General features: G+C 39.4%; 18 protein-coding genes. 9 read left to right on the top strand and 9 right to left on the bottom strand.

The genetic code is table 11. The features are described 5' to 3' along the window. Nucleotides 1–53: 53 nt before the first annotated feature. The 8 genes from AT683_RS02560 (at nt 54) to AT683_RS02525 (ending at nt 8,157) form a co-directional block, all read left to right on the top strand. Nucleotides 54–1,496, top strand: a complete 1,443-nt coding sequence (locus tag AT683_RS02560) for a DNA recombination protein RmuC (protein WP_038440556.1) — start codon at nt 54–56, stop codon at nt 1,494–1,496. 163 nt (nt 1,497–1,659) lie between these two features. Beyond that, nucleotides 1,660–2,079, top strand: coding sequence for a D-ribose pyranase (rbsD, locus tag AT683_RS02555; protein ID WP_005664526.1), 420 nt, complete (start codon nt 1,660–1,662; stop codon nt 2,077–2,079). 13 nt (nt 2,080–2,092) lie between these two features. Further along, entirely contained in the window at nt 2,093–3,574 is a 1,482-nt protein-coding gene (rbsA, locus tag AT683_RS02550; protein ID WP_011272089.1) for a ribose ABC transporter ATP-binding protein RbsA, read from the top strand. A gap of 15 nt (nt 3,575–3,589) precedes the next feature. Next, nucleotides 3,590–4,558, top strand: coding sequence for a ribose ABC transporter permease (rbsC, locus tag AT683_RS02545; protein WP_005664522.1), 969 nt, complete (start codon nt 3,590–3,592; stop codon nt 4,556–4,558). Nucleotides 4,559–4,577: 19 nt separating this feature from the next. Continuing rightward, on the top strand, nt 4,578–5,456 hold the full coding sequence (gene rbsB / locus AT683_RS02540) for a ribose ABC transporter substrate-binding protein RbsB (protein ID WP_005639843.1): 879 nt from the start codon (nt 4,578–4,580) through the stop codon (nt 5,454–5,456). Nucleotides 5,457–5,553: 97 nt separating this feature from the next. Then, the gene (gene rbsK / locus AT683_RS02535; RefSeq protein WP_011272090.1) at nt 5,554–6,474 is read left to right on the top strand and encodes a ribokinase; all 921 of its coding nucleotides are present in this window, start codon (nt 5,554–5,556) and stop codon (nt 6,472–6,474) included. A 27-nt stretch (nt 6,475–6,501) separates the two neighbouring features. Continuing rightward, nucleotides 6,502–7,500, top strand: coding sequence for a substrate-binding domain-containing protein (locus AT683_RS02530; protein ID WP_005659739.1), 999 nt, complete (start codon nt 6,502–6,504; stop codon nt 7,498–7,500). 105 nt (nt 7,501–7,605) lie between these two features. Next, on the top strand, nt 7,606–8,157 hold the full coding sequence (locus AT683_RS02525; RefSeq protein ID WP_005649445.1) for a TIGR00645 family protein: 552 nt from the start codon (nt 7,606–7,608) through the stop codon (nt 8,155–8,157). Between the two features lie 139 nt (nt 8,158–8,296). Here the strand turns inward: AT683_RS02525 and rraA are convergent, their stop codons facing one another. Further along, the gene (gene rraA / locus AT683_RS02520) at nt 8,297–8,785 is read right to left on the bottom strand and encodes a ribonuclease E activity regulator RraA (RefSeq protein ID WP_005649446.1); all 489 of its coding nucleotides are present in this window, start codon (nt 8,783–8,785) and stop codon (nt 8,297–8,299) included. Between the two features lie 51 nt (nt 8,786–8,836). Then, nucleotides 8,837–9,754 (bottom strand): 1,4-dihydroxy-2-naphthoate octaprenyltransferase, encoded by a 918-nt coding sequence (gene menA / locus AT683_RS02515; RefSeq protein ID WP_032827535.1) that lies wholly within the window; start codon nt 9,752–9,754, stop codon nt 8,837–8,839. A 61-nt stretch (nt 9,755–9,815) separates the two neighbouring features. On the opposite strand from menA, the gene tsaA reads away from it, so the two are divergent. Next, nucleotides 9,816–10,535: a tRNA (N6-threonylcarbamoyladenosine(37)-N6)-methyltransferase TrmO gene (gene tsaA / locus AT683_RS02510; RefSeq protein WP_011272092.1), complete on the top strand. Its 720-nt coding sequence runs from the start codon at nt 9,816–9,818 to the stop codon at nt 10,533–10,535. Between the two features lie 52 nt (nt 10,536–10,587). Here tsaA and tehA read toward each other — a convergent pair whose 3' ends face one another. The 7 genes from tehA to AT683_RS02475 all read right to left on the bottom strand — a co-directional run bounded on the left by tehA (nt 10,588) and on the right by AT683_RS02475 (nt 23,946). Further along, entirely contained in the window at nt 10,588–11,532 is a 945-nt protein-coding gene (gene tehA / locus AT683_RS02505; RefSeq protein ID WP_005659732.1) for a dicarboxylate transporter/tellurite-resistance protein TehA, read from the bottom strand. A gap of 193 nt (nt 11,533–11,725) precedes the next feature. Then, nucleotides 11,726–15,976, bottom strand: a complete 4,251-nt coding sequence (gene rpoC, locus AT683_RS02500) for a DNA-directed RNA polymerase subunit beta' (protein ID WP_005659731.1) — start codon at nt 15,974–15,976, stop codon at nt 11,726–11,728. A gap of 206 nt (nt 15,977–16,182) precedes the next feature. Next, nucleotides 16,183–20,214: a DNA-directed RNA polymerase subunit beta gene (gene rpoB / locus AT683_RS02495; protein WP_011272094.1), complete on the bottom strand. Its 4,032-nt coding sequence runs from the start codon at nt 20,212–20,214 to the stop codon at nt 16,183–16,185. 383 nt (nt 20,215–20,597) lie between these two features. Next, the gene (gene rplA / locus AT683_RS02490) at nt 20,598–21,287 is read right to left on the bottom strand and encodes a 50S ribosomal protein L1 (RefSeq protein WP_005627655.1); all 690 of its coding nucleotides are present in this window, start codon (nt 21,285–21,287) and stop codon (nt 20,598–20,600) included. Nucleotides 21,288–21,291: 4 nt separating this feature from the next. Continuing rightward, complete coding sequence (gene rplK, locus AT683_RS02485; protein ID WP_005630840.1) at nt 21,292–21,720, bottom strand: 50S ribosomal protein L11; 429 nt, start codon at nt 21,718–21,720, stop codon at nt 21,292–21,294. A gap of 172 nt (nt 21,721–21,892) precedes the next feature. Further along, nucleotides 21,893–22,609, bottom strand: coding sequence for a purine-nucleoside phosphorylase (gene deoD, locus AT683_RS02480; protein WP_048950228.1), 717 nt, complete (start codon nt 22,607–22,609; stop codon nt 21,893–21,895). 83 nt (nt 22,610–22,692) lie between these two features. Beyond that, complete coding sequence (locus AT683_RS02475; RefSeq protein WP_005651972.1) at nt 22,693–23,946, bottom strand: NupC/NupG family nucleoside CNT transporter; 1,254 nt, start codon at nt 23,944–23,946, stop codon at nt 22,693–22,695. Between the last annotated feature and the right edge of the window lie 49 nt (nt 23,947–23,995).

Below are 23,995 nucleotides of genomic sequence, written 5' to 3'. Positions count from 1 at the left end.
GAATTAAAATAATATTTTTTGCTACAATTTGTGTTTTCCATTAAGAGAGAAATATGTCAGAAAATTTGTTACTTTTCAGCTTGTTAGCTGTTGTTATTATATTGATTTTATTACTTATTCTACGCCAGCAAAAATATACACATCTTCATCAAGAATTATCGAAAACGACTCAAGATTATAATCAGCTTGCCAGTAAATTTGATGAACTGAGTAGCATTAAAAACCAGTTTGAACAACAAACAATTAAAGTACAGACTGAAAATCAAGGACTGCAATATCGTTTAACTGAACGTGATGAACAAATACATCATCTCACACAAGAACGACAAAATTTGACTGAAAAATTGACCGCACTTTCTCAAGAATTAACGGGGTTACAAACAACCTTAACAGAGAAAGAAAAATATTTTTCCGCACAACAACAGAACTTTGAACAATCTAAGCTGCAGTTGAGTGTGGAATTTCAAAACCTAGCAAATCGTATTTTGGATGAAAAAAGTCGATCATTTAGTCAATCAAATCAAACGGCATTGGAAACCTTGCTCAAGCCTTTCCGTGAGCAAATTGAAGGTTTCCAAAAACGGGTCAATGAAATTCACTCCGAATCCGTGAAAGGCAATGCTGGATTGGAAGCGGAAATTAAAAAAGTGCTGGAAATTGGTCTGAATATGTCGCAAGAGGCGAGTAATTTAACTTCTGCGCTGAAAGGCGAAAAGAAAACGTTAGGCAACTGGGGCGAAGTGCAATTAGAACGAGCATTGCAACTGGCAGGACTTGAAGAAAATGTACATTACCGTGCTCAAGCTCATTTTAAAGATGAACAAGGCGGGCGTAATTACCCTGATTTTGTGTTGAATTTACCTGATGAAAAACACTTAATTATCGACAGCAAAATGTCGCTCGTGGCTTACGAAAGTGCGGTGAATTCTGAGGATGATTTTGAACGAGAGCGTTTACTCAAAGAGCATATTTCCGCATTAAAAACCCATATTAACGATCTGCATAAAAAAGATTACAGCAATCTGATTGGCATGCGTAGTCCGAATTTTGTTCTTATGTTTATTGCGGTGGAACCTGCGTATATTGAGGCTTTAAAAGCTGATCCTGCCTTATTTAATTACGGTTATGAACGCAATGTAATTATGGTTTCTCACACTACGCTAATGCCGATTTTACGCACCGTGGCAAACCTCTGGCGTATCGAACGTGGTAATGCTGAAGCCAAAGAAATTGCTGAAAAAGCGGGCGAAATCTATAACCAAATTTGTTTGGTGGCAGAGCGTTTAAACAAACTCGGCAATACGCTTTCCACTGTCAGCAACCAATACAACAGCACCGTCACCGCACTTGTTGGCCAACAAGGGTTAGTAGGCAAAGTAGAACGATTTAAAACCCTTTCCGCAAAAGCTAATAAAACGATGCCCGATGTGGACTTATTGAATAATCAGCTGGATTTGGCTAGATTGAATGTCTTAAATCAAGAAAATCTTCAATAATTTATTCTCCGATTGAATGTAAATTTGATCGGAGAATTTTTTATCCTATCTAGAAATTTTGTGATCAATATCCCAAATTTGAAATTTCTTAGTTGTTTTTCTATTTTTGTTCTTTATATTTATCTTATCGAAACGTTTCGATAAAGGTGGAAAGAGGAAATATATGAAAAAAACAATGTTATTAAATGCACAACTTTCTCGTTGTATCGCTTCTGTTGGTCACACAGAAAGTTTGACGATTTGCGATGCGGGACTTCCAATTCCGTTAAGTGTGGAACGTATCGATCTCGCATTAACTGCGGGTGTACCAAGTTTTCTACAAACGTTGAATGTAGTAACGAATGAAATGTATGTTGAACGCGTTGTTATTGCAGAAGAAATTAAAGAAAAAAATCCAGAAATATTGACCGCACTTTTAACACAACTTCAACAACTTGAAAGCCATCAGGGTAATCAAATACAAGTGGAATTTGTATCGCACGAAACTTTTAAAAAATTCACCCTCGAAAGTAAAGCTATTGTTCGTACTGGCGAATGTTCACCTTATGCCAATGTGATTTTATATTCTGGCGTGCCATTTTAATCAGGGTGAAATTATGGAAACTTTACTCAAAATTAGTGGTGTTGATAAGTCATTTCCAGGTGTGAAAGCCTTGAATAATGCCTGTTTATCTGTTTACGCTGGACGCGTAATGGCATTGATGGGGGAAAATGGGGCGGGTAAATCGACTTTGATGAAGGTGCTTACTGGTATTTATTCTAAAGATGCAGGCACAATTGAGTATCTTAATCGATCAGTTAATTTCAATGGACCTAAAGCCTCACAGGAAGCTGGCATTAGTATTATTCACCAAGAACTGAATTTGGTCGGTAATCTCACGATTGCAGAAAACATTTTCCTTGGTCGTGAATTTAAAACCTCGTGGGGAGCGATTAACTGGCAGAAAATGCACCAAGAAGCAGACAAGCTACTTGCGCGTTTGGGGGTAACTCACAGCAGTAAACAGCTTTGCGCTGAACTTTCTATTGGTGAGCAACAAATGGTGGAGATAGCCAAAGCCTTAAGTTTTGAATCCAAAGTTATCATTATGGATGAACCAACCGATGCGCTCACAGATACGGAGACCGAAGCCCTATTCAATGTGATTCGTGAACTCAAAGCAGAAAATCGTGGCATTGTTTATATCTCTCATCGTTTAAAAGAAATTTTCCAAATTTGTGATGATGTGACGGTTTTACGCGATGGTCAATTTATCGGTGAACGCATTGTGGCAGAAATTACAGAAGATGATTTAATTGAAATGATGGTTGGTCGTCGTCTTGATGAACAATATCCGCATTTATCACAAGAAAAAGGCGAATGTGTATTGGATGTGAAAAATGTGAGCGGAAGCGGTATTGATGATGTTTCCTTCAAATTGCATGCCGGTGAAATTGTTGGTGTCTCGGGCTTAATGGGTGCGGGTAGAACGGAACTCGGCAAGCTACTTTACGGTGCTTTGCCAAAAACGGCGGGAAAAGTGCGGTTAAAAAATCAAGAGATTGAGAATCTCAGTCCGCAAGATGGTTTGGATAATGGTATTGTATATATTTCTGAAGATCGTAAAGGTGATGGCTTGGTTTTAGGAATGTCAGTAAAAGAAAATATGTCGCTCACATCGCTCGATCATTTTTCACAAAAAGGCAGTATTCGTCATCAAGCGGAAAAAATGACAGTAGATGACTTTATTCTGATGTTTAACATTAAAACACCTAATCGTGATCAACAAGTAGGTTTGCTATCTGGTGGAAATCAACAAAAAGTGGCAATTGCTCGTGGATTAATGACTCGCCCAAATGTGTTGATTTTAGATGAACCAACTCGTGGCGTAGATGTTGGCGCGAAGAAAGAAATTTATCAGTTGATTAACGAATTTAAGAAAGAGGGCTTGAGTATTTTAATGATCTCATCTGATATGCCAGAAGTGCTTGGTATGAGCGATAGAGTGTTGGTAATGCGTGAAGGTAAAATTAGTGCAGAATTTTCTCGCAAAGACGCAACTCAAGAAAAATTATTAGCAGCAGCTATTGGTAAATAAGAGTAGGTAAGTATGATGAAAAATGAAACATCTAATTTTCAAATAGGAAGATTTTTGATTGAACAGCGTTCTTTTATTGCGTTGATTATTCTTATCGCGATTGTATCAATGATTAATCCTGATTTTTTTAGCGTAGATAATATTTTGAATATTTTACGCCAAACTTCGGTTAATGCGATTATTGCAGTGGGTATGACTTTCGTTATTTTAATTGCAGGTATAGATCTTTCTGTTGGATCTGTATTGGCATTGACAGGTGCAATCGCCGCTTCAATGGTGAGTATCGAATTGCCTATTTTTTTAGTCATTCCTGTGGTTTTATTGATTGGAACACTTCTTGGTGGCATAAGTGGTGTAATTGTGGCAAAAGGGAAAGTTCAGGCTTTTATTGCTACCTTGGTTACCATGACCTTACTGCGTGGTATAACAATGGTTTATACAGATGGTCGTCCTATTACGACAGGTTTTTCGGATAATGCTGATCTATTTGCTAGCATTGGTACAGGCTATGTTTTAGGTATCCCAGTACCAATTTGGATTATGAGTATCGTGTTTGCGGTTGCTTGGTATATTTTAAAACACACACCAATCGGTCGCTATATTTATGCTTTAGGTGGAAATGAGGCAGCGACCCAACTTTCTGGTATTAACGTCAATAAAATCAAAGTATTTGTTTTTGCGGTGAGTGGATTTCTTTCTGCGCTGGCGGGTTTAATTGTAACTTCACGTTTATCTTCCGCTCAACCCACTGCTGGCGTATCTTATGAATTAGATGCAATTGCCGCCGTGGTAGTCGGTGGAACCAGTTTGATGGGGGGGAAAGGTCGTGTAATGGGAACTCTCATCGGTGCATTAATCATCGGATTTTTAAACAATGCATTAAATTTATTAGATATTTCATCTTACTATCAAATGATAGCAAAAGCGTTGGTTATTTTGGTTGCTGTTTTAGCCGATAACTATCTTGGTACAAAAAAACTGTAACTCACTTTAAGGAGAAACTATGAAAAAACTAACCGCACTTACTTCTGCTGTATTATTAGGTTTGGCTGTTTCTGGCTCTGCTTCTGCACAAGACACAATCGCTTTGGCAGTATCTACATTAGATAACCCATTTTTTGTAACGTTAAAAGATGGCGCACAGAAAAAAGCGGATGAATTAGGTTATAAGTTAGTGGTGCTTGATTCACAAAATGACCCTGCTAAAGAATTAGCTAATGTCGAAGATTTAACTGTGCGTGGTGCAAAAATATTATTGATCAATCCAACTGATTCTGAAGCAGTTGGCAACGCAGTGGCGATTGCAAACCGTAAGCATATTCCAGTAATTACATTAGATCGTGGCGCAGCTAAAGGAAACGTAGTGAGCCATATTGCATCTGACAATATCGCAGGTGGTAAAATGGCAGGTGATTTTATCGCACAGAAATTAGGCGATAATGCCAAGGTGATTCAACTTGAAGGTATTGCAGGAACATCTGCGGCACGCGAACGAGGTGAGGGTTTCAAACAAGCTATTGATGCTCATAAATTCAATGTGCTTGCCAGTCAGCCAGCAGATTTTGATCGAACAAAAGGTTTGAATGTAACGGAAAATTTGTTGGCATCTAAAGGTGATGTTCAAGCAATTTTTGCGCAAAATGATGAAATGGCATTAGGTGCATTACGTGCGGTGAAAGCCGCAAATAAAAAAGTCCTTATCGTAGGTTTTGATGGTACCGATGATGGTGTTAAAGCGGTAAAAAGTGGCAAAATGGCAGCAACTATCGCACAACAACCCGAGCTTATTGGTTCATTAGGTGTTGTTACCGCTGATAAAATCTTAAAGGGCGAAAAAGTTGAAGCGAAAATTCCAGTAGATTTGAAAGTAATAAGTGAATAATCTATCTACTAAATAAGCTCGTTATATCACATTATGGGGCAAATTATATTTGTCCCATTGTGTAGAAAGAAAAAATATAACAATACAGGATAAAATAATGAAAAAAACCCTCACGGTTCTCGGTAGTATCAATGCTGATCACGTTATTTCTGTGCCTTACTTTGCTAAACCCGGTGAAACGCTAACAGGTCAAAATTATCAAATTGCCTATGGTGGCAAAGGTGCCAATCAAGCAGTGGCAGCCGCTCGTTTAGGTGCAAAGGTAGCGTTCATTAGTTGCATTGGATCAGATAGCATAGGCAAAACAATGAAAAATGCGTTTGAGCAAGAAGGAATTGATACAACCCATATTAATACCGTTTCACAGGAAATGACAGGAATGGCATTTATTCAAGTCGCCAAGTCTAGTGAGAACAGTATTGTGTTGGCTAGCGGTGCAAATGCACATTTGGGTGAGATGGTCGTTCGTCAAAGTGAGGCGCAAATTGCACAATCGGATTGCTTGTTAATGCAATTAGAAACCCCACTTTCTGGTGTGGAGCTGGCTGCTCAAATCGCTAAGAAAAATGGTGTTAAGGTTGTGCTAAATCCTGCTCCAGCGCAGATTTTATCGGACGAATTATTGAGTTTGATTGATATTATTACACCAAATGAAACAGAAGCTGAAATCCTGACGGGGGTAGCGGTAGCCGACGAGCAAAGTGCGGTGAAAGCTGCGAGTGTTTTTCACGATAAAGGCATTGAAACCGTAATGATTACCCTTGGCGCGAAAGGTGTGTTTGTCAGTCGAAAAGGTAAAAGCCGCATCATTAAGGGCTTTTGTGTGCAAGCAATAGATACTACCGCAGCTGGTGATACATTTAATGGCGGTTTTGTTACGGCTTTATTGGAAGAAAAATCCTTTGATGAAGCCATTCGTTTTGGTCAAGCTGCCGCTGCGATTAGTGTGACGAAAAAAGGGGCTCAATCCTCTATTCCAACGCGTCAAGAAACTTTGGAATTTCTTGAACACGCTTAAAGTGCGGTGAATTTTTAGGGTGTTTTTATGGCGACAATGAAAGATATTGCACGACTGGCGCAAGTTTCGACTTCTACAGTTTCACATGTCATTAATGGATCGCGTTTTGTTAGCGATGAAATTCGTGAGAAAGTGATGCGTATTGTCGCTGAACTGAATTACACCCCTTCAGCTGTTGCACGAAGCCTTAAGGTGCGCGAAACCAAAACTATCGGGCTACTTGTCACCGCAACAAATAATCCCTTCTTTGCGGAAGTGATGGCTGGCGTGGAGCAATATTGTCAGAAAAATCAATATAATCTTATTATTGCTACAACGGGTGGAGATGCCAAACGCCTACAACAAAATCTGCAAACTCTAATGCACAAACAAGTGGATGGTTTGCTTTTGATGTGTGGTGATAGCCGTTTTCAGGCTGATATAGAGTTAGCCATTTCGCTGCCACTGGTTGTGATGGACTGGTGGTTTACTGAGTTAAATGCAGATAAAATACTCGAAAATTCAGCACTTGGTGGCTATTTGGCGACAAAAGCATTAATTGATGCAGGACATCGTAAAATTGGCATTATTACGGGAAATCTCAAAAAATCTGTCGCACAAAATCGTTTGCAAGGTTATAAAAATGCGCTGTCGGAAGCAAAAATTGCGTTAAATCCTCATTGGATTGTCGAAAGTCATTTTGACTTTGAAGGCGGTGTACTTGGCATACAATCTTTACTTACTCAATCTTCACGTCCAACAGCAGTTTTTTGTTGTAGTGACACCATTGCTGTCGGTGCATACCAAGCTATTCAGCAACAAGGCTTACGTATTCCGCAAGATCTTTCAATTATGGGCTATGATGACATTGAATTGGCTCGTTATCTCTCGCCTCCTCTCTCCACCATTTGCCAACCGAAAGCTGAACTTGGCAAACTCGCTGTTGAAACACTATTGCAACGAATTAAAAATCCTAATGAAAATTACCTCACTTTGGTGTTAGAACCGACTTGTGTGTTAAGAGAGTCTATTTACAGTTTCAAATAAAATTAGAATAACTCAATTTCCTTATTGCTATTTTCAAAAAAACTGCTATTTTCTTGCGGTTTTTTTGTTTATTTAACCCACTGTTTAATTTAGGAATAAAATCTTATGAAAGAAAACAAACCTGTTGATCCTTATGCGAAATATAACGAACAATCGAATATTATCGCGAAAATAATTTTTGCTAGTCGCTGGTTGCAAGTGCCGATTTATTTGGGCTTGATTGTCACCCTTGCAATCTACTCTTATAAATTTATCAAAGGATTATGGGAGTTAGTGATTAATGTAAATGATATGGATTCCAACACAATTATGTTAGGCGTGTTGAATTTGATTGATGTCGTGATGATCGCCAACTTACTTGTGATGGTGACTATCGGTGGCTATGAAATCTTTGTATCTAAATTGCGTACACGTAATCACCCCGATCAACCTGAATGGATGAGCCACGTAAATGCCACCGTGTTGAAAGTTAAACTTTCTATGTCTATTATCGGCATTTCATCTATCCATATGTTGCAAACTTTTGTGAATGCAAGCAATATGCCAGAAAAAACGATGATGTGGCAATTATTGTTGCACTTGGGCTTTTTAGTGTCGGCAATTGCTTTAGCTTATACGGACAAAATTTTGTATAGCACAAGCCATAAAACACATTAAAAATTTACCGCACTTTTAACCCCGTTCAAATTGAACGGGGTTTTATATATCATATAGTTACAATTTAATTTTTTAGTATGATACGCCGTTTAGAATAGGAAAGCTTAAATAAAATACTAAGATGTTAATCAAGTAGAAATTAATCTTCTAAATCTAGAGGCTCTTGCGAAAGTATAATTCCTGTCAGATCTGCGTAAATATAATCTTCTGGGAAAAAGGTTACGCCACCAAAATTCACTGGAATATCACTCTCGCCAGCACTGCTTTCATCTGCACTGACTGGAATTGGCGCAAGGGCATGAATACCAATATCGAGGTTTTCTAATTGCTGAATTTGGCGTACTGCACCATATACAATAATGCCTTCCCAACCATTATCAACGGCAAGTTGAGCCAATTCTGCATCAATCAAACCACGGCGTACCGCACCACCGCCATCAATGACAAGCACTCGACCTTCGCCGTTTTCTTCTAATACTTCAGCAATTAATCCATTACTTTCAAAGCATTTTACTGTAGTGACTTTACCGTAAAAATGACTTACGCCACCAAAGCTTGAAAAAATTGGCTCCACGACATCCACTTGTTCTGCATAAAGATCGCAAAGTTCTGAAGTATCAATAAACATAACTTTCCCCTATCGATTGTTGAAATTTTGTTTGCTTTAGTATATGCCGATTTAGCCGATAAGCAAGCCTAAACTAAACAAGATATTGATTAATAACGAAATCATAGACATTTGAGCCAACATTGGACGCAATTCACTTGGCTGCTGACTACGATAAACAAAGATCGCGTGTTTAGCTAACAATGGCATTGCTAATACAAATAAATAATTTGTCCAAGAAGTGGCCGTGGCCGTTGCCACCGCAAATGCCAAATAACATAGAGCCGCCACACTTAATAAAATACAATGATAAACACGCCCTTTATATGCACCTAAACGAACGGCTAGGGTATTTTTGCTAGCTTTCGCATCCTGTTCAATATCACGTAAATTATTGATATTTAATACCGCACTTGCCAATAAGCCAGAACCAATAGCAGGCAAAATAATGTGGCTAGCAATACTGTGAGTTTGCAAATAATAAGTGCCGCCAACGCCAAGCAAACCAAAAAATACTAATACAGAAATATCGCCTAATCCCATATAGCCATAAGGTTTTGCCCCAACAGTGTAAGTAATGGCAGCAACAATAGCTAAAATTCCAAGCCCAGCGAAAGCGAATAAATCTGAGAGATTTTCATAAGCGATTCCAATCAAGAAACTTCCTGAAAGAAAACTTGCCATCACCATTAGAATTAATCCCCATTTCAGTTCTTTTGCTGAAATTGCGCCTTTTTGAATGCCACGTAATGGCCCAATACGTTCTTCAGTATCTGAACCTTTTTGATGATCCCCATAATCATTGGCAAAATTAGAAAGCACCTGCAATAAAATTGTCGTGAGTAAACAAAGCACCATTACAAGCCCATTAAAACCTTGTGGATTCGCCCAATAACCTAATGCCGAACCCGTGAAAATCGATGCCAACGCTAAGGGCAAAGTTTTCGGTCGAGCCGTTTCCCACCACATTTTCAATTTTTCATTTATCATTTTTTTTGACCGCACTTTTGATTACAATAAGCCGCGTATTCTACACTAAGACACCCAATTTATGAATGATTTAACCTTATCGCCTATCGCCATTATCCACACGCCTTATAAAGAAAAATTCTCCGTACCACGCCAACCTAAGTTAGTTGAAGACGGAGTAGGCATTGTAGAACTCTTACCGCCTTATAATTCGCCTGAAGCCGTGAGAGGATTAGAACAATTCAGTCATCTTTGGTTAATTTTTCAATTCGACCAAATCCAACAAGGGAAATGGCAACCCACCGTACGCCCTCCTCGGTTAGGCGGTAATCAACGAATTGGAGTGTTTGCTTCACGCGCAACGCACCGCCCAAATCCTCTTGGTTTATCCAAAGTCGAATTACGTCAAGTAGAATGCATCAACGGTAACATTTTTCTCCATTTAGGTGCGGTGGATTTAGTGGATGGCACGCCCATTTTCGATATCAAACCCTATATTGCCTATGCGGATAGTGAGCCAAATGCACAATCGAGCTTTGCTCAAGAAAAACCACCAGTAAAACTGACTGTTGAATTTACCGAGCAAGCCAAAAGTGCGGTAAAAAAACGAGAAGAAAAACGACCGCACTTAAGTCGTTTTATTCGCCAAGTGCTAGAGCAAGATCCTCGCCCAGCCTATCAACAAGGTAAACCGAGTGATCGTATTTATGGAACAAGTTTGTACGAATTTAATGTGAAATGGCGAATTAAAGCGGGTACGGTAAATTGTGTAGAAGTGATTGAAATAGAAAAAGACAAATAGATGTAATATGTAAATAAGGCAGGGAATCCCTGCCTTAGTTAATTTAAATGCCTTATTTTAGGAAAAACTGCCCTTTAGTTAATTTATATATTGTCATTAAAACCAATAAGCCAATCATTACATTTGAGAAAACAAAGGCAAAAATAGACACGCCTTGTAAAACATTGCCATGATAGAAAGCGGTAGCACTGTTTGCCATAGACGCTAATCCGAATGAGAATGTCCATAAGCCAATGTTAAGTCCTTTTTCCACAATCCAAGGGAATAATCGCAATAAGAAAAATAATTGCAAAAATCCATATCCCCAAAGGATTTTAGCTAACGTATCCACCTCGCAGTGATTGATCGATAAATAAGCAGATACACACACAAACGCAGGTGCTAAAACAATCCCTATTGTGGCTCTAAATTGTGGCTCAAGAGATGAAATACGTAAATGTTGTAATAATACAGGTTCAAAAATAATCCAAGCAATCATTCCTGCGCCAAAGAATAAGTAGGCTAAATCATGGTAGCCAAGTAATGCTAATGAACTTGCGCTGGTAAAATTAGCAGCTACCGCAGGCAAATAAAACGGAGGATGAGTAGATTTTTGCTCAAATACACCACCTTGCCATAATTCACTGACACGTAATGTTGAGAAAAGTAATTGACCAATCGTTCCAATCCAAATTAAAACTTCAGCAATTAAAGGATTCCAACGATAAAGAATATCGCCTACCAACATAGTTGTAATAGGAATCAATGCAATAAAGGAAAAACGAACTGGGCTATGATACTCTGCACGAACTTCCTCAAAGTAATAACGAAGTTTATACGCATACATTAAAATAAATAAAATCCAGACCACACTTGCTACAATGCCAAGAACATCACTTACCATTCGCGCAGCAGGAAATAAGTTTTCTAAATGAAACCAAGCTAAAGATAAGGCTGCTAAACCAAGAGGAATACCGAAATATCCTGTTGGAAGAGGAAAAGGCTTTGTTATATTCATAGTATGATCCTTATTTTGAAAAATATGAGCAAAGTGTAACATAACTATCAACAACAGACTTTTCTAAAAGTCTCAAATTTTTGTGAATTTCTATGAAGAAACATACTTGTTGTTCTGGCATAAAACCTCTACCCATTTTCATAAAAATAAAAAACCCGAACTTTCATTCGGGTTTTCTCATACAGGGAATTAATTATTCCGCATCATCTGCCATGTTAAGCATTTCAGCTAAGTTCGCACTTGCATCATCTGCAGTCATAACAAATTCATCAGCGATAGCAGCTTCATCTTCTTCAGATAATTTCGCTACGACATCATCAACTAAACGATGTTTGTGACGATTTTGATGATACGCAAAACCTGTACCCGCAGGAATTAATCGACCTACTATTACGTTCTCTTTCAAGCCACGTAATTCATCACGTTTACCTGCCACTGCTGCTTCGGTAAGAACACGAGTAGTTTCTTGGAACGATGCGGCAGAGATGAAGGATTCAGTCGCAAGAGACGCTTTGGTGATACCCAATAATTCACGTTCAAATTCAACTGGTGGTTTACCTTCTGCTTCACGTTGGCGATTAACAATTTTCACGCGAGCCACTTCGACTTGTTCTCCCTCAAGGAATTCTGAGTCGTAAGCTTTAGTAATTACCGCTTTACGTAACATTTGACGAACGATAACTTCGATATGTTTATCGTTGATTTTTACCCCTTGTAAGCGGTAAACATCTTGCACTTCGTTCACGATGTATTCAGTTACTGCACGCACGCCACGTAAACGTAAAATGTCGTGTGGTGTTTCAGCACCATCAGAAATTACATCGCCACGTTGTACCATTTCGCCTTCAAATACGTTAAGCTGACGCCATTTTGGAATCATTTCTTCGTAAGTTTCGCCTTCCGCAGGAGTAATTAATAAACGGCGTTTACCTTTGGTTTCTTTACCGAAAGACACGATACCAGAAATTTCAGCCAAGATAGCTGGTTCTTTTGGTTTACGTGCTTCAAATAAATCTGCAACGCGCGGTAGACCACCAGTAATATCTTTAGTACCCACAGATTCTTGTGGAATACGTGCTAATGGTTCCCCTACTTTCACTGCTGCGCCATCGTCTAAACTTACAATTGCTTTACCAGGTAAGAAGTATTGTGCAAGAACATCAGTTTCAGGTAAGAAAATATCGTTGCCATTTGCATCAACTAATTTAATAGTTGGACGTAAATCTTTACCCGCAGTTGCACGTTCACCCACATCTTGAACCACGATTGATGATAAACCTGTTAATTCATCTGTTTGACGCGTCACAGTTAAACCATCAATAATGTCTACAAATTTCACAAAACCAGATACTTCAGAGACAACTGGCATTGTATGTGGATCCCAATTTGCGATAGTTTCGCCTGCAGTGACTTCTTGACCGTCACCTTTGCTTAATACCGCACCATAAGGCACTTTATAATGTTCTTTAGTACGACCAAATGCATCAGTAATAGTTAATTCCGTGTTACGAGAAGTTAATACTAGTTTGCTTTCATCGTTAGTCACGAATTTTGCATTCATTAAATGCACTGTACCAGTGTTTTTAACTTGCACACTAGATTCTTTCGCTGCCGCAGATGCCGCACCACCAATATGGAACGTACGCATTGTTAGCTGTGTACCCGGCTCACCGATAGATTGAGCGGCAATAACCCCCACCGCTTCGCCTTGGTTGATTAAATGACCACGCGCAAGATCACGACCATAACATTTCGCACACACGCCAAAGTCAGTATCACAAGTTACAACAGAACGTACTTTTACGCTATCTACAGAGTTTGCATCCAACACATCACAGAGTTTTTCATCTAATAAGGTGTTACGCGGAATTAATACTTCTTCTGCACCCGGTTTTAAAATATCTTCTGCAGCAACACGACCTAATACTAATTCACGAAGTGGCACTTTTTCATCTCCACCTTCAATTAATGGGGTCATGACTAAGCCTTCGTGCGTACCACAGTCATCTTCTACAATCACTAAGTCTTGTGCCACATCAACTAAACGACGAGTTAAGTAACCTGAGTTCGCTGTTTTTAATGCGGTATCCGCCAAACCTTTACGAGCACCGTGGGTTGAAATAAAGTACTGTAATACGTTCAAACCTTCACGGAAGTTTGCTGTAATTGGGGTTTCAATGATCGAGCCATCTGGACGAGCCATCAAACCACGCATACCTGCTAACTGACGAATCTGCGCTGCAGAACCACGCGCACCAGAATCAGCCATCATAAAGATACTGTTAAAGGACGCTTGTTTTTCAGGATTACCTTCACGATTGATGACTTCTTCTTGAGATAAGTTTTCCATCATCGCTTTCGCTACGCGCTCATTCGCGGCAGCCCAAATATCGATTACTTTATTATAGCGTTCGCCTGCCGTCACAAGACCTGATTGGAATTGTTCTTGGATCTCAGCTACTTCTTCTTCCGCTGCAGAAATAATTTCGTATTTCTTCGCTGGAATTTCCATATCATCAATACCAACTGATGAACCAGAACGTGCCGCATACGCAAAACCGGTATACATAATTTGGTCAGCAAACATTACCGCTTCTTTTAAACCTAAACGACGATATGCTTCGTTAATCAGTTTAGAAATGGCTTTTTTACCTAATGTTTGGTTGAACAATGAATAAGGCATGCCTTTCGGCGCGATCATCCATAAGATTGCACGACCGATAGTTGTATCAGTCAGCGTGGTTTTCGCATCAAATTCGCCCGCTTCATTTTTCACATATTCAGTAATACGTACTTTCACACGAGAATGTAATTCTGCTTCGCCTGTACGATATGCTTTTTCAGCTTCGCGAGGATCTTGCAATAACATACCTTCGCCTTTACCGTTCACTTTTTCGCGGGTCATATAGTAAAGACCTAATACCACGTCTTGTGATGGAACGATAATAGGATCACCGTTTGCTGGAGAAAGCACGTTATTGGTGGACATCATCAACGCACGAGCTTCTAATTGCGCTTCAAGGGTTAATGGAACATGTACCGCCATTTGGTCACCATCGAAGTCTGCGTTAAACGCCGCACAAACGAGTGGGTGTAATTGAATCGCTTTACCTTCGATTAAGATCGGTTCAAACGCTTGGATACCCAAACGGTGAAGTGTTGGCGCACGGTTCAATAGAATTGGGTGTTCACGAATAACTTCTGCAAGAATATCCCAAACGATCGCCTCTTCACGCTCAACCATTTTCTTAGCCGCTTTGATTGTCGTAGCATAACCACGGCTTTCTAATTTCGCATAGATAAACGGACGGAATAATTCCAATGCCATTTTCTTCGGTAAACCACATTGGTGTAAGTGCAAGTATGGGCCAACAGTGATTACAGAACGACCAGAGTAATCAACACGTTTACCTAATAAATTTTGACGGAAACGACCTTGTTTACCTTTGATCATATCCGCTAATGATTTTAATGGACGACGGTTAGAACCCGTAATTGCACGACCGCGACGACCATTATCTAATAAGGCATCAACAGATTCTTGTAACATACGTTTTTCGTTGCGCACAATAATATCTGGCGCAATTAAATCTAATAAACGTTTTAAACGATTGTTACGGTTGATTACACGACGATATAAATCGTTCAGATCTGAAGTCGCAAAACGACCGCCATCAAGTGGTACTAATGGGCGTAAATCTGGTGGAAGAACTGGCAATACCGTCATCACCATCCATTCTGGTTTATTACCAGATTGAACAAATGCTTCTAATAATTTTAAGCGTTTAGTGATTTTTTTACGTTTAGTTTCAGAGTTAGTTTCTTGTAATTCTTCACGTAATTTTTCACATTCAGCTTCAAGATCCATACCTTTTAAGAGATCTTGAATCGCTTCGGCACCCATTTTCGCTTCAAATTCATCTTGCCAGCGATCTTCAGCGTCAAGGTATTGTTCTTCTGTTAATAATTGACCGCGCTCTAAGTCCGTCATACCTGGTTCGGTCACGATGTACATTTCAAAATAAAGTACACGTTCGATGTCGCGCAATGGCATATCTAAAAGTAAACCGATACGAGACGGCAATGATTTTAAGAACCAAATATGTGCAACTGGCGATGCAAGTTCAATATGACCCATACGTTCACGACGAACTTTAGTTTGAGTGACTTCAACACCACATTTTTCACAAATCACACCACGGTGTTTTAAACGTTTATATTTACCACATAAACATTCGTAATCTTTTACAGGCCCGAAGATACGCGCACAGAAAAGACCATCACGTTCAGGTTTGAACGTACGGTAGTTAATGGTTTCAGGTTTCTTCACTTCACCAAATGACCAAGAACGGATCATATCTGGGGAAGCTAACCCAATTTTAATCACATCAAAATCTTCACTGGTTTTTGATTGTGCTTTTAAAAACTTAACTAAGTCTTTCACAAATGTTCTCCTGTCGGAGTTAAAGGTTTAAAGTGCGGTTAAAAATTTCGGAGAATTTTGACCGCACTTCGGCGATTTATTGTTTCGTCATTTTTTCTCTTCGCTCCCCCTGTTTACGGGGGGAGCTGCCGCAGGCTGAGGGGGGAATTTCCCCCTTCCGCCCTTCGGGCACCTTCCCCCACAAGCAGGGGAAGGCAAGAATGAAATTACTCTTCGTCTAACTCGATATTTAAACCAAGTGAGCGGATTTCTTTCATAATTACGTTGAAAGATTCCGGTGTGCCTGGCTCCATATGTTGGTTGCCACTTACGATATTTTTATACATCTTCGTACGACCATTCACATCATCGGATTTCACAGTTAGCATTTCTTGTAAGGTGTAGGCTGCACCATATGCTTCAAGTGCCCATACCTCCATCTCACCGAAACGCTGACCACCAAATTGTGCTTTACCACCCAGTGGCTGTTGTGTAACAAGGCTATAAGAACCTGTTGAACGAGCGTGCATTTTATCATCAACTAAGTGGTTCAATTTTAGCATGTACATATAACCCACGGTTACTGGACGTTCAAATTTCTCGCCAGTACGACCATCGTAAAGGGTTATTTGACCTGAAGTTGGTAATCCACCAAGTTTTAATAGCTCTTTGATTTCCGCTTCGTCTGCACCATCGAACACTGGCGTTGCAACTGGTAAGCCCTTACGTAAATTTCCCGCTAAACGCAATACTTCTTCATCAGTAAAAGTGCTTAAATCCACTTTTTGTGAACCATTACCTAATAAATCGTATGCTTTTTGGATATAGCTACGTAATTTTTCCACTTCTTGTTTTTGTTTAAGCATTGCATTGATTTGATCACCAATACCTTTTGCAGCTAAACCTAAGTGAGTTTCAAGGATCTGACCGATGTTCATACGAGACGGTACGCCCAGTGGGTTTAATACGATTTCAACTGGCTGACCATTTTCATCGTATGGCATATCTTCAACTGGGTTAATTTTCGAGATAACACCTTTGTTACCGTGACGACCCGCCATTTTATCCCCCGGCTGGATTTGACGTTTCACTGCAAGGTAAACTTTCACAACTTTTAATACGCCCGGTGCAAGATCATCGCCTTTAATGATTTTCTTACGTTTCACTTCAAGTTTATGTTCAAACTCTTTACGAAGTTCTTCGTATTGCTCAGCAAGCTGTTCTAATTGGTTTTGTTTTTCTTCATCTGCAATGGTTTGTTCTAACCATTTAGTGCGATCTACTTTATCTAATTGTGCTGCATCCGCACCACTAGAAATAAGAAGATTACGCACACGAGCAAATAAACCAGCTTCTAAAATCTCTAACTCTTCAGTTAAATCTTTTTTCGCTTCACGAAGTTGCATTTCTTCGATTTCTAATGCACGTTTATCTTTTTCTACGCCATCACGAGTGAAGACTTGAACATCAATAACCGTACCTGATGTACCATTTGGCACGCGTAATGAAGAATCTTTCACATCGGAAGCTTTTTCCCCAAAGATTGCACGTAACAATTTTTCTTCTGGGGTTAATTGAGTTTCGCCTTTAGGGGTTACTTTACCTACTAAGATGTCGCCACCTTTAACCTCAGCACCGACATAAACGATACCAGATTCATCAAGTTTGCTTAACGCTGATTCACCTACGTTTGGAATATCCGCAGTAATTTCTTCTGCACCTAACTTAGTATCACGCGCAACACAAGATAATTCTTGAATATGGATCGTAGTGAAACGGTCTTGTTGAACAACACGTTCAGAAACTAACATTGAGTCTTCGAAGTTATAGCCGTTCCAAGGCATGAACGCCACGCGAATATTTTGACCTAATGCAAGTTCCCCTAAATCAGTTGAAGGACCATCTGCTAATACTTCGCCACGATTAATTGGATCGCCTAAATTCACACAAGGAATTTGGTTAATACAAGTATTTTGGTTAGAGCGGGTGTATTTAATTAAATTATAAATATCAATACCAGCTTCACCTGCAATGGTTTCATCTTCATTTACTTTAATCACAATACGAGACGCATCAACGTACTGAACGGTACCACCACGTTTTGCAACAACCGCAACACCTGAGTCAAGTGCGATTGGTTTTTCCATACCTGTACCAACTAATGGTTTATCCGCACGTAATGTTGGAACTGCTTGACGTTGCATGTTCGCACCCATCAACGCACGGTTCGCATCGTCATGCTCAAGGAATGGAATTAATGCAGCCGCAACAGATACCACTTGTTGTGTCGAAACATCCATATAGTGAATATCTTCAGGTTTATATAAACCAGATTCACCACGTTCACCACGAGCAGTAACGAAAGCATCAGTAAAACGGTTATTTTCGTCTAAGTTTGAGTTTGCCTGTGCAATGATGTAGTTTGCTTCATCAATTACAGATAAGTATTCAATTTCTTCAGTAACTTGACCATCAACCACTTTACGATATGGTGTTTCTAAGAAACCATAATCATTAGTACGTGCAAAAGCAGAAAGTGAGTTGATCAAACCGATGTTTGGACCTTCAGGGGTTTCAATCGGACATAAACGACCATAGTGAGTATTATGTACGTCACGCACTTCAAAGCCTGCACGCTCACGCGTTAAACCGCCCGGACCTAATGCAGAAATACGACGTTTGTGTGTCACTTCTGACAATGGGTTGTTTTGATCCATAAATTGCGAAAGCTGTGAAGAACCAAAGAATTCTTTTACTGCCGCAGAAATCGGTTTCGGGTTAATTAAGTCTTGTGGCGTGATCGCATCTAAATCGCCTAAAGATAGACGTTCTTTGACCGCTCTTTCAACACGCACTAAACCGATACGGAATTGGTTTTCAGCCATTTCGCCCACGCTACGGATACGACGGTTACCCAAATGGTCAATATCGTCTACTTCGCCACGACCATTACGGATGTCGATCAATTTACGCATTACCGCAATAATATCTTCATTGCTTAAAATACCAGCACCTTCCCCTTCTGGAAAAGCTAAAGAACGGTTGAACTTCATACGACCTACTGTAGATAAATCATAACGTTCTGCAGAGAAGAATAAATTATTGAATAACGCTTCTGAAGATTCTGGTGTTGGTGGCTCGCCCGGACGCATCATACGATAAATTTCGTAAAGCGCACTGGTTTTGTCATAAGTTGGATCGACACGTAGCGTTTCAGAAATATATGGACCGTAATCTAAATCATTAGTAAATAAAGTTTCGATCGTGGTGTAACCAGCTTGTGCTAATTTTGCGAGGGTTTCTAACGAAATTTCGCCATTTGCAGGACAAATAATTTCGCCAGACTCTAAATCAACATAATCTTTCGACGCAACTTTACCTAAAATATATTCAGAAGGCACAACCACTTGTGAGATATTATCTTTTTCTAATGCTTTAATGTGACGAGCAGTGATGCGACGACCACGTTCAACATACACTTTGCCATTTGCTTCAATATCAAAAGAAGCCGTTTCACCACGTAAACGTTCTGGCACTAAAGTCATTAACAATTTATCGCCAGCGATTTCAAAGGTAATTTTATCAAAGAATAAGTTTAAGATTTCTTCAGTGGTATAGCCTAATGCACGAAGAATAATTGTTGCCGGTAATTTACGGCGACGGTCAATGCGCGCAAATAAGTTATCTTTTGGATCGAATTCAAAATCTAACCAAGAACCACGGTAAGGAATAATGCGTGCGTTATAAAGCACTTTACCTGAAGAATGGGTTTTACCTTTGTCAGAATCAAAGAATACACCTGGACTACGGTGTAATTGTGAAACGATAACACGCTCGGTACCATTAATTACAAAAGTACCGTTATCAGTCATTAATGGGATTTCCCCCATATAAACTTCATTTTCTTTAATATCTTTAACTGCGCGTGAAGAAGATTCTTTATCGTAGCTCACTAAACGTAATTTTACACGTAAGCCTGCTGCATAAGTTGAGCCACGAATTTGGCACTCACGTACATCAAACTCTGGCTCTTCTAAACGATAATCTACATATTGTAATTCTGTATAGCCATTATTGCTTACAATAGGAAATACAGAACGGAATGCCGCTTCTAAACCTTGCTGACCTTCAGGATCTTTTTGAATAAATTTATCAAAAGAATCCAACTGAATGGTTAATAAATAAGGAACATTTAAAACTTGCGGACGTTTACCGAAATCTTTACGAATTCGTTTTTTTTCAGAATAGGAGTAACCCATTGGTTTTCCTCTGCTAACTGTTCAGTGACCTAGCCACAAACTAACTGTGACGTGAATGACCGTTAAAATGACCGCACTCTGAACCTTACTTCTATAGTGGGGTGACAACTCAAATTACATAGAACGACAACTTGAGCAAAACAACGACAAATAACGGTGAATTTGTCATTGTGTGGATGTGCTTTCTATCAAAAACACGGTTAAATTAAGCAATAAAAGGTCAAAATTGATTAAAAATCAATCTAAATCTTTGCTAATTTCAAGGCGGTAAATTTTAAATGAATGCAGCTTTCTCGTCAAGTTTAAAACTTATATAGAAATTTTATGAAACAAAAAAACCGCACTTTCAAAAAGTGCGGTTTAAAATCTATCAATTCTTTAAATTATAAAGAAGTTTGATCAACAGCAACACCTGCACCCATAGTGGTAGAGATGCTTACTTTCTTGATGAAAATACCTTTAGCAGTAGTTGGTTTTGCTTTATTTAAAGCAGCCAATAATGCTTGAAGATTTTCTTTTAATTGAACTTCAGAGAAGTTTGCTTTACCGATAGTGGTGTGGATAATACCGTTTTTATCATTACGATAACGGATCTGACCAGATTTAGCATTTTTAACTGCTTCAGCAACGTTTGGTGTTACAGTACCAACTTTAGGGTTTGGCATTAAACCACGTGGGCCTAATACTTGACCTAATTGACCAACAACACGCATTGCATCAGGAGAAGCGATAACAACATCAAAGTTCATTTCGCCTTTTTTGATTTGCTCTGCTAAATCTTCCATACCCACTAAATCAGCACCAGCTTCTTTAGCTGCATCTGCGTTAGCACCTTGAGTGAACACAGCTACACGTACTTCACGACCAGTACCGTGTGGTAATACTGTTGCACCACGAACGTTTTGGTCAGATTTACGAGGATCGATACCTAAGTTTACTGCAACATCAACACTTTCAACGAATTTAGCCGTTGCGAATTGTTTTAATACCGCGATTGCTTCGTTAATTTCGTATGCTTTAGTAGAATCTACGCCAGCTTTGATTGCTTTCATTTTTTTAGTCAATTTAGCCATCGTATTATTCCTCCACCACTAAGCCCATTGAACGAGCAGTACCAGCGATTGATTTCATTTTCGTTTCGATAGTCGCACCAGTCATATCTGCTGCTTTAGTTTCAGCGATTTGACGAACTTGATCTAAAGTTACTTTACCCACTTTATCTTTGTTCGGTTTACCAGAACCAGATTTGATACCTGCAGCTTTTTTCAATAATACTGCTGCTGGTGGAGTTTTAGTGACGAAAGTAAATGAACGGTCTGCATATACAGTGATAACAACTGGAATTGGTAAACCTTTTTCTAAGCTCTCAGTACGAGCGTTGAATGCTTTACAGAATTCCATGATGTTCACACCTTGTTGACCTAATGCAGGACCAACTGGTGGTGATGGGTTTGCCATACCAGCTGCAACTTGCAACTTAACGTAGGCTTGGACTTTTTTTGCCATTTTAGTTTTCCTCTAATTGGGTAATAACGCTATTAAATAGCTCCCCGATAATTTTTAGTGCAAAATTCATTGCACCACACAAAAATATGAGTCGCGAACGGCTCATAATGGGCACGGATTATATAAAAAGTGCGGTTGTTTTTCAAGCACTTCTTAAATCTGCTAGAAGATATTATTGTGCATCACCAATTAATACTGAATCCAATGCAATTTCAATCATATCATTGAATGTTAATTGACGTTCTTCTGCTGTGGTTTGTTCATGTGTACGAATATGGTCAGACACAGTACAAATCGTTAATGCTTTCACACCATATTCTGCAGCCACACCATAAATTCCAGCAGCTTCCATTTCCACGCCTAAGATGCCGTATTTTTCCATTACATCGAACATTTCAACATCAGGTGTATAGAATAAATCAGCGGAGAATAGGTTACCGACACGAACGGCTTTGCCTTTTTCTTTTGCAGCTTGAACAGCGGCTTGTGCCATATCGAAGTCGGCAATAGCTGCAAAGTCGTTATCTTTGAAACGAATACGGTTTACTTTCGAATCAGTACATGCACCTAAACCGATAATCACATCGCGCACTTTTACGTCCATACGAACAGCACCACAAGACCCTACACGGATGATTTTTTTCACGCCATATTCAGTGATTAATTCTTTCGCGTAAATAGAGCAAGATGGGATCCCCATACCGTGTCCCATAATAGAAATTTTACGACCTTTGTAAGTTCCAGTAAAACCAAGCATATTACGAACATTCGTTACTTCAACTACATCTTGTAAAAAGGTTTCCGCAATGTATTTTGCACGAAGTGGATCGCCAGGCATTAAAACAACATCAGCAAATGCACCTTCAGGCGCGTTAATATGTGGAGTCATAATTTTTCCTTAATTTTTGATAATGAATAAAAATGAATAAAGTGCGGTCATTTTTACCGCACTTTTTAATTGATTAAGATAAATTAAAGTGCTGCAGCACCTAAGCCGATAAATAAACCAGCAATAGTTGCACTCATTAAGTTAGCGAGAGTACCAGCGATAACGGCTTTGATACCTAAACGAGCAACATCACTACGACGGCTTGGTGCCATACCACCTAAACCACCAATTAAGATTGCAATTGAGCTGAAGTTAGCAAAACCACAAAGCGCGAAAGTAATAATCGCTTTAGTTTTTTCAGTTAATACAATCGCAGAATCTGGTTGTAAGTATTTTGCAAATTCAAGATAACCCACAAATTCATTAACCGCTAATTTCATCCCGATCATTTGTCCTGCAATACCTGCTTCAGCACCATCTGTTACACCGATTAAGTATGCTAATGGCTTGAAAATTAAACCAAAGATAGATTGTAACGTTAAGTCGCCATAGCCAAACCAGCCACCAACGCCACTTAAAATACCATTAATTAATGCAATTAAACCAACAAATGCGATTAACATTGCACCTACGTTTAATGCAAGTTGCATACCTGCACTCGCACCGCCCGCCATTGCTTCAAGTACGTTAGTTGGTTTTTCTGAATCATTGTCTTCTGGTTGTTTATCTGTGAATTGTTCAGTTTGTGGGAACATTAATTTCGCAAATAATAAACCTGCTGGTGCTGCCATAAATGATGCTGCGATTAAGTATGTCAATGGCACGCCCATTCCTGCGTAACCCGCCATTACTGAACCCGCGATAGAGGCTGTACCGCCCACCATAATGGCAAATAATTCAGATTGGGTCATATTTTTAATGTAAGGGCGAACAACCAATGGAGCTTCAGTTTGACCAACGAAAATATTCGCCGCCGCTGACATTGATTCTGCTTTTGACGTACCCAATGCTTTTTGCAATGCACCACCTAATACTTTAATCACGACTTGCATAATGCCGAGATAGTAAAGCACAGAAATTAAGCCAGAGAAGAACACGACAATCGGTAATACTTTCACTGCAAAAATGAAACCTGATGGTTTACTTGGATCTGCTAATCCGCCGAAAACGAAATTAATCCCGTCGTTACCATAGGCAATAACGTTAGATACCATATCCGCAGCGGCACCCAACGCCTGTTTACCTGCTGGCACATATAAAATAAGGGCGGCAAATCCTACTTGGATTGCTAACGCCCCCATTACGGTTCGAATACTAATCGCTTTACGATTATTGGACAGTAACACGGCAATAGCGATTAATACGACCATTCCCAAAATGCTGCTTAACACACTCATTTTTGATTCCCCTAGATTAGTTAAGTTAATAAAATTCGGCTTATTCTAC

It is taken from the genome of Haemophilus influenzae (assembly GCF_001457655.1).
Lineage (GTDB): Bacteria > Pseudomonadota > Gammaproteobacteria > Enterobacterales > Pasteurellaceae > Haemophilus > Haemophilus influenzae.
The sequence above is the reverse complement of the archived record's forward strand: the minus strand, read 5'-3'. Positions and strand labels throughout refer to the sequence as shown.

Coding starts and splice junctions, on each gene's coding strand:
- tehA (WP_005659732.1), bottom strand. CDS start 11,532: ATGAATATAACAAAGCCTTTTCCTCTTCCAACAGGATATTTCGGTATT.
- rplA (WP_005627655.1), bottom strand. CDS start 21,287: ATGGCTAAATTGACTAAAAAAATGAAAGCAATCAAAGCTGGCGTAGAT.
- rbsC (WP_005664522.1), top strand. CDS start 3,590: ATGAAAAATGAAACATCTAATTTTCAAATAGGAAGATTTTTGATTGAA.
- rpoB (WP_011272094.1), bottom strand. CDS start 20,214: ATGGGTTACTCCTATTCTGAAAAAAAACGAATTCGTAAAGATTTCGGT.
- rraA (WP_005649446.1), bottom strand. CDS start 8,785: ATGTTTATTGATACTTCAGAACTTTGCGATCTTTATGCAGAACAAGTG.
- tsaA (WP_011272092.1), top strand. CDS start 9,816: ATGAATGATTTAACCTTATCGCCTATCGCCATTATCCACACGCCTTAT.
- menA (WP_032827535.1), bottom strand. CDS start 9,754: ATGATAAATGAAAAATTGAAAATGTGGTGGGAAACGGCTCGACCGAAA.
- rplK (WP_005630840.1), bottom strand. CDS start 21,720: ATGGCAAAAAAAGTCCAAGCCTACGTTAAGTTGCAAGTTGCAGCTGGT.
- AT683_RS02560 (WP_038440556.1), top strand. CDS start 54: ATGTCAGAAAATTTGTTACTTTTCAGCTTGTTAGCTGTTGTTATTATA.
- AT683_RS02525 (WP_005649445.1), top strand. CDS start 7,606: ATGAAAGAAAACAAACCTGTTGATCCTTATGCGAAATATAACGAACAA.
- rbsA (WP_011272089.1), top strand. CDS start 2,093: ATGGAAACTTTACTCAAAATTAGTGGTGTTGATAAGTCATTTCCAGGT.
- rbsD (WP_005664526.1), top strand. CDS start 1,660: ATGAAAAAAACAATGTTATTAAATGCACAACTTTCTCGTTGTATCGCT.
- rbsK (WP_011272090.1), top strand. CDS start 5,554: ATGAAAAAAACCCTCACGGTTCTCGGTAGTATCAATGCTGATCACGTT.
- AT683_RS02530 (WP_005659739.1), top strand. CDS start 6,502: ATGGCGACAATGAAAGATATTGCACGACTGGCGCAAGTTTCGACTTCT.
- AT683_RS02475 (WP_005651972.1), bottom strand. CDS start 23,946: ATGAGTGTGTTAAGCAGCATTTTGGGAATGGTCGTATTAATCGCTATT.
- rbsB (WP_005639843.1), top strand. CDS start 4,578: ATGAAAAAACTAACCGCACTTACTTCTGCTGTATTATTAGGTTTGGCT.
- deoD (WP_048950228.1), bottom strand. CDS start 22,609: ATGACTCCACATATTAACGCGCCTGAAGGTGCATTTGCTGATGTTGTT.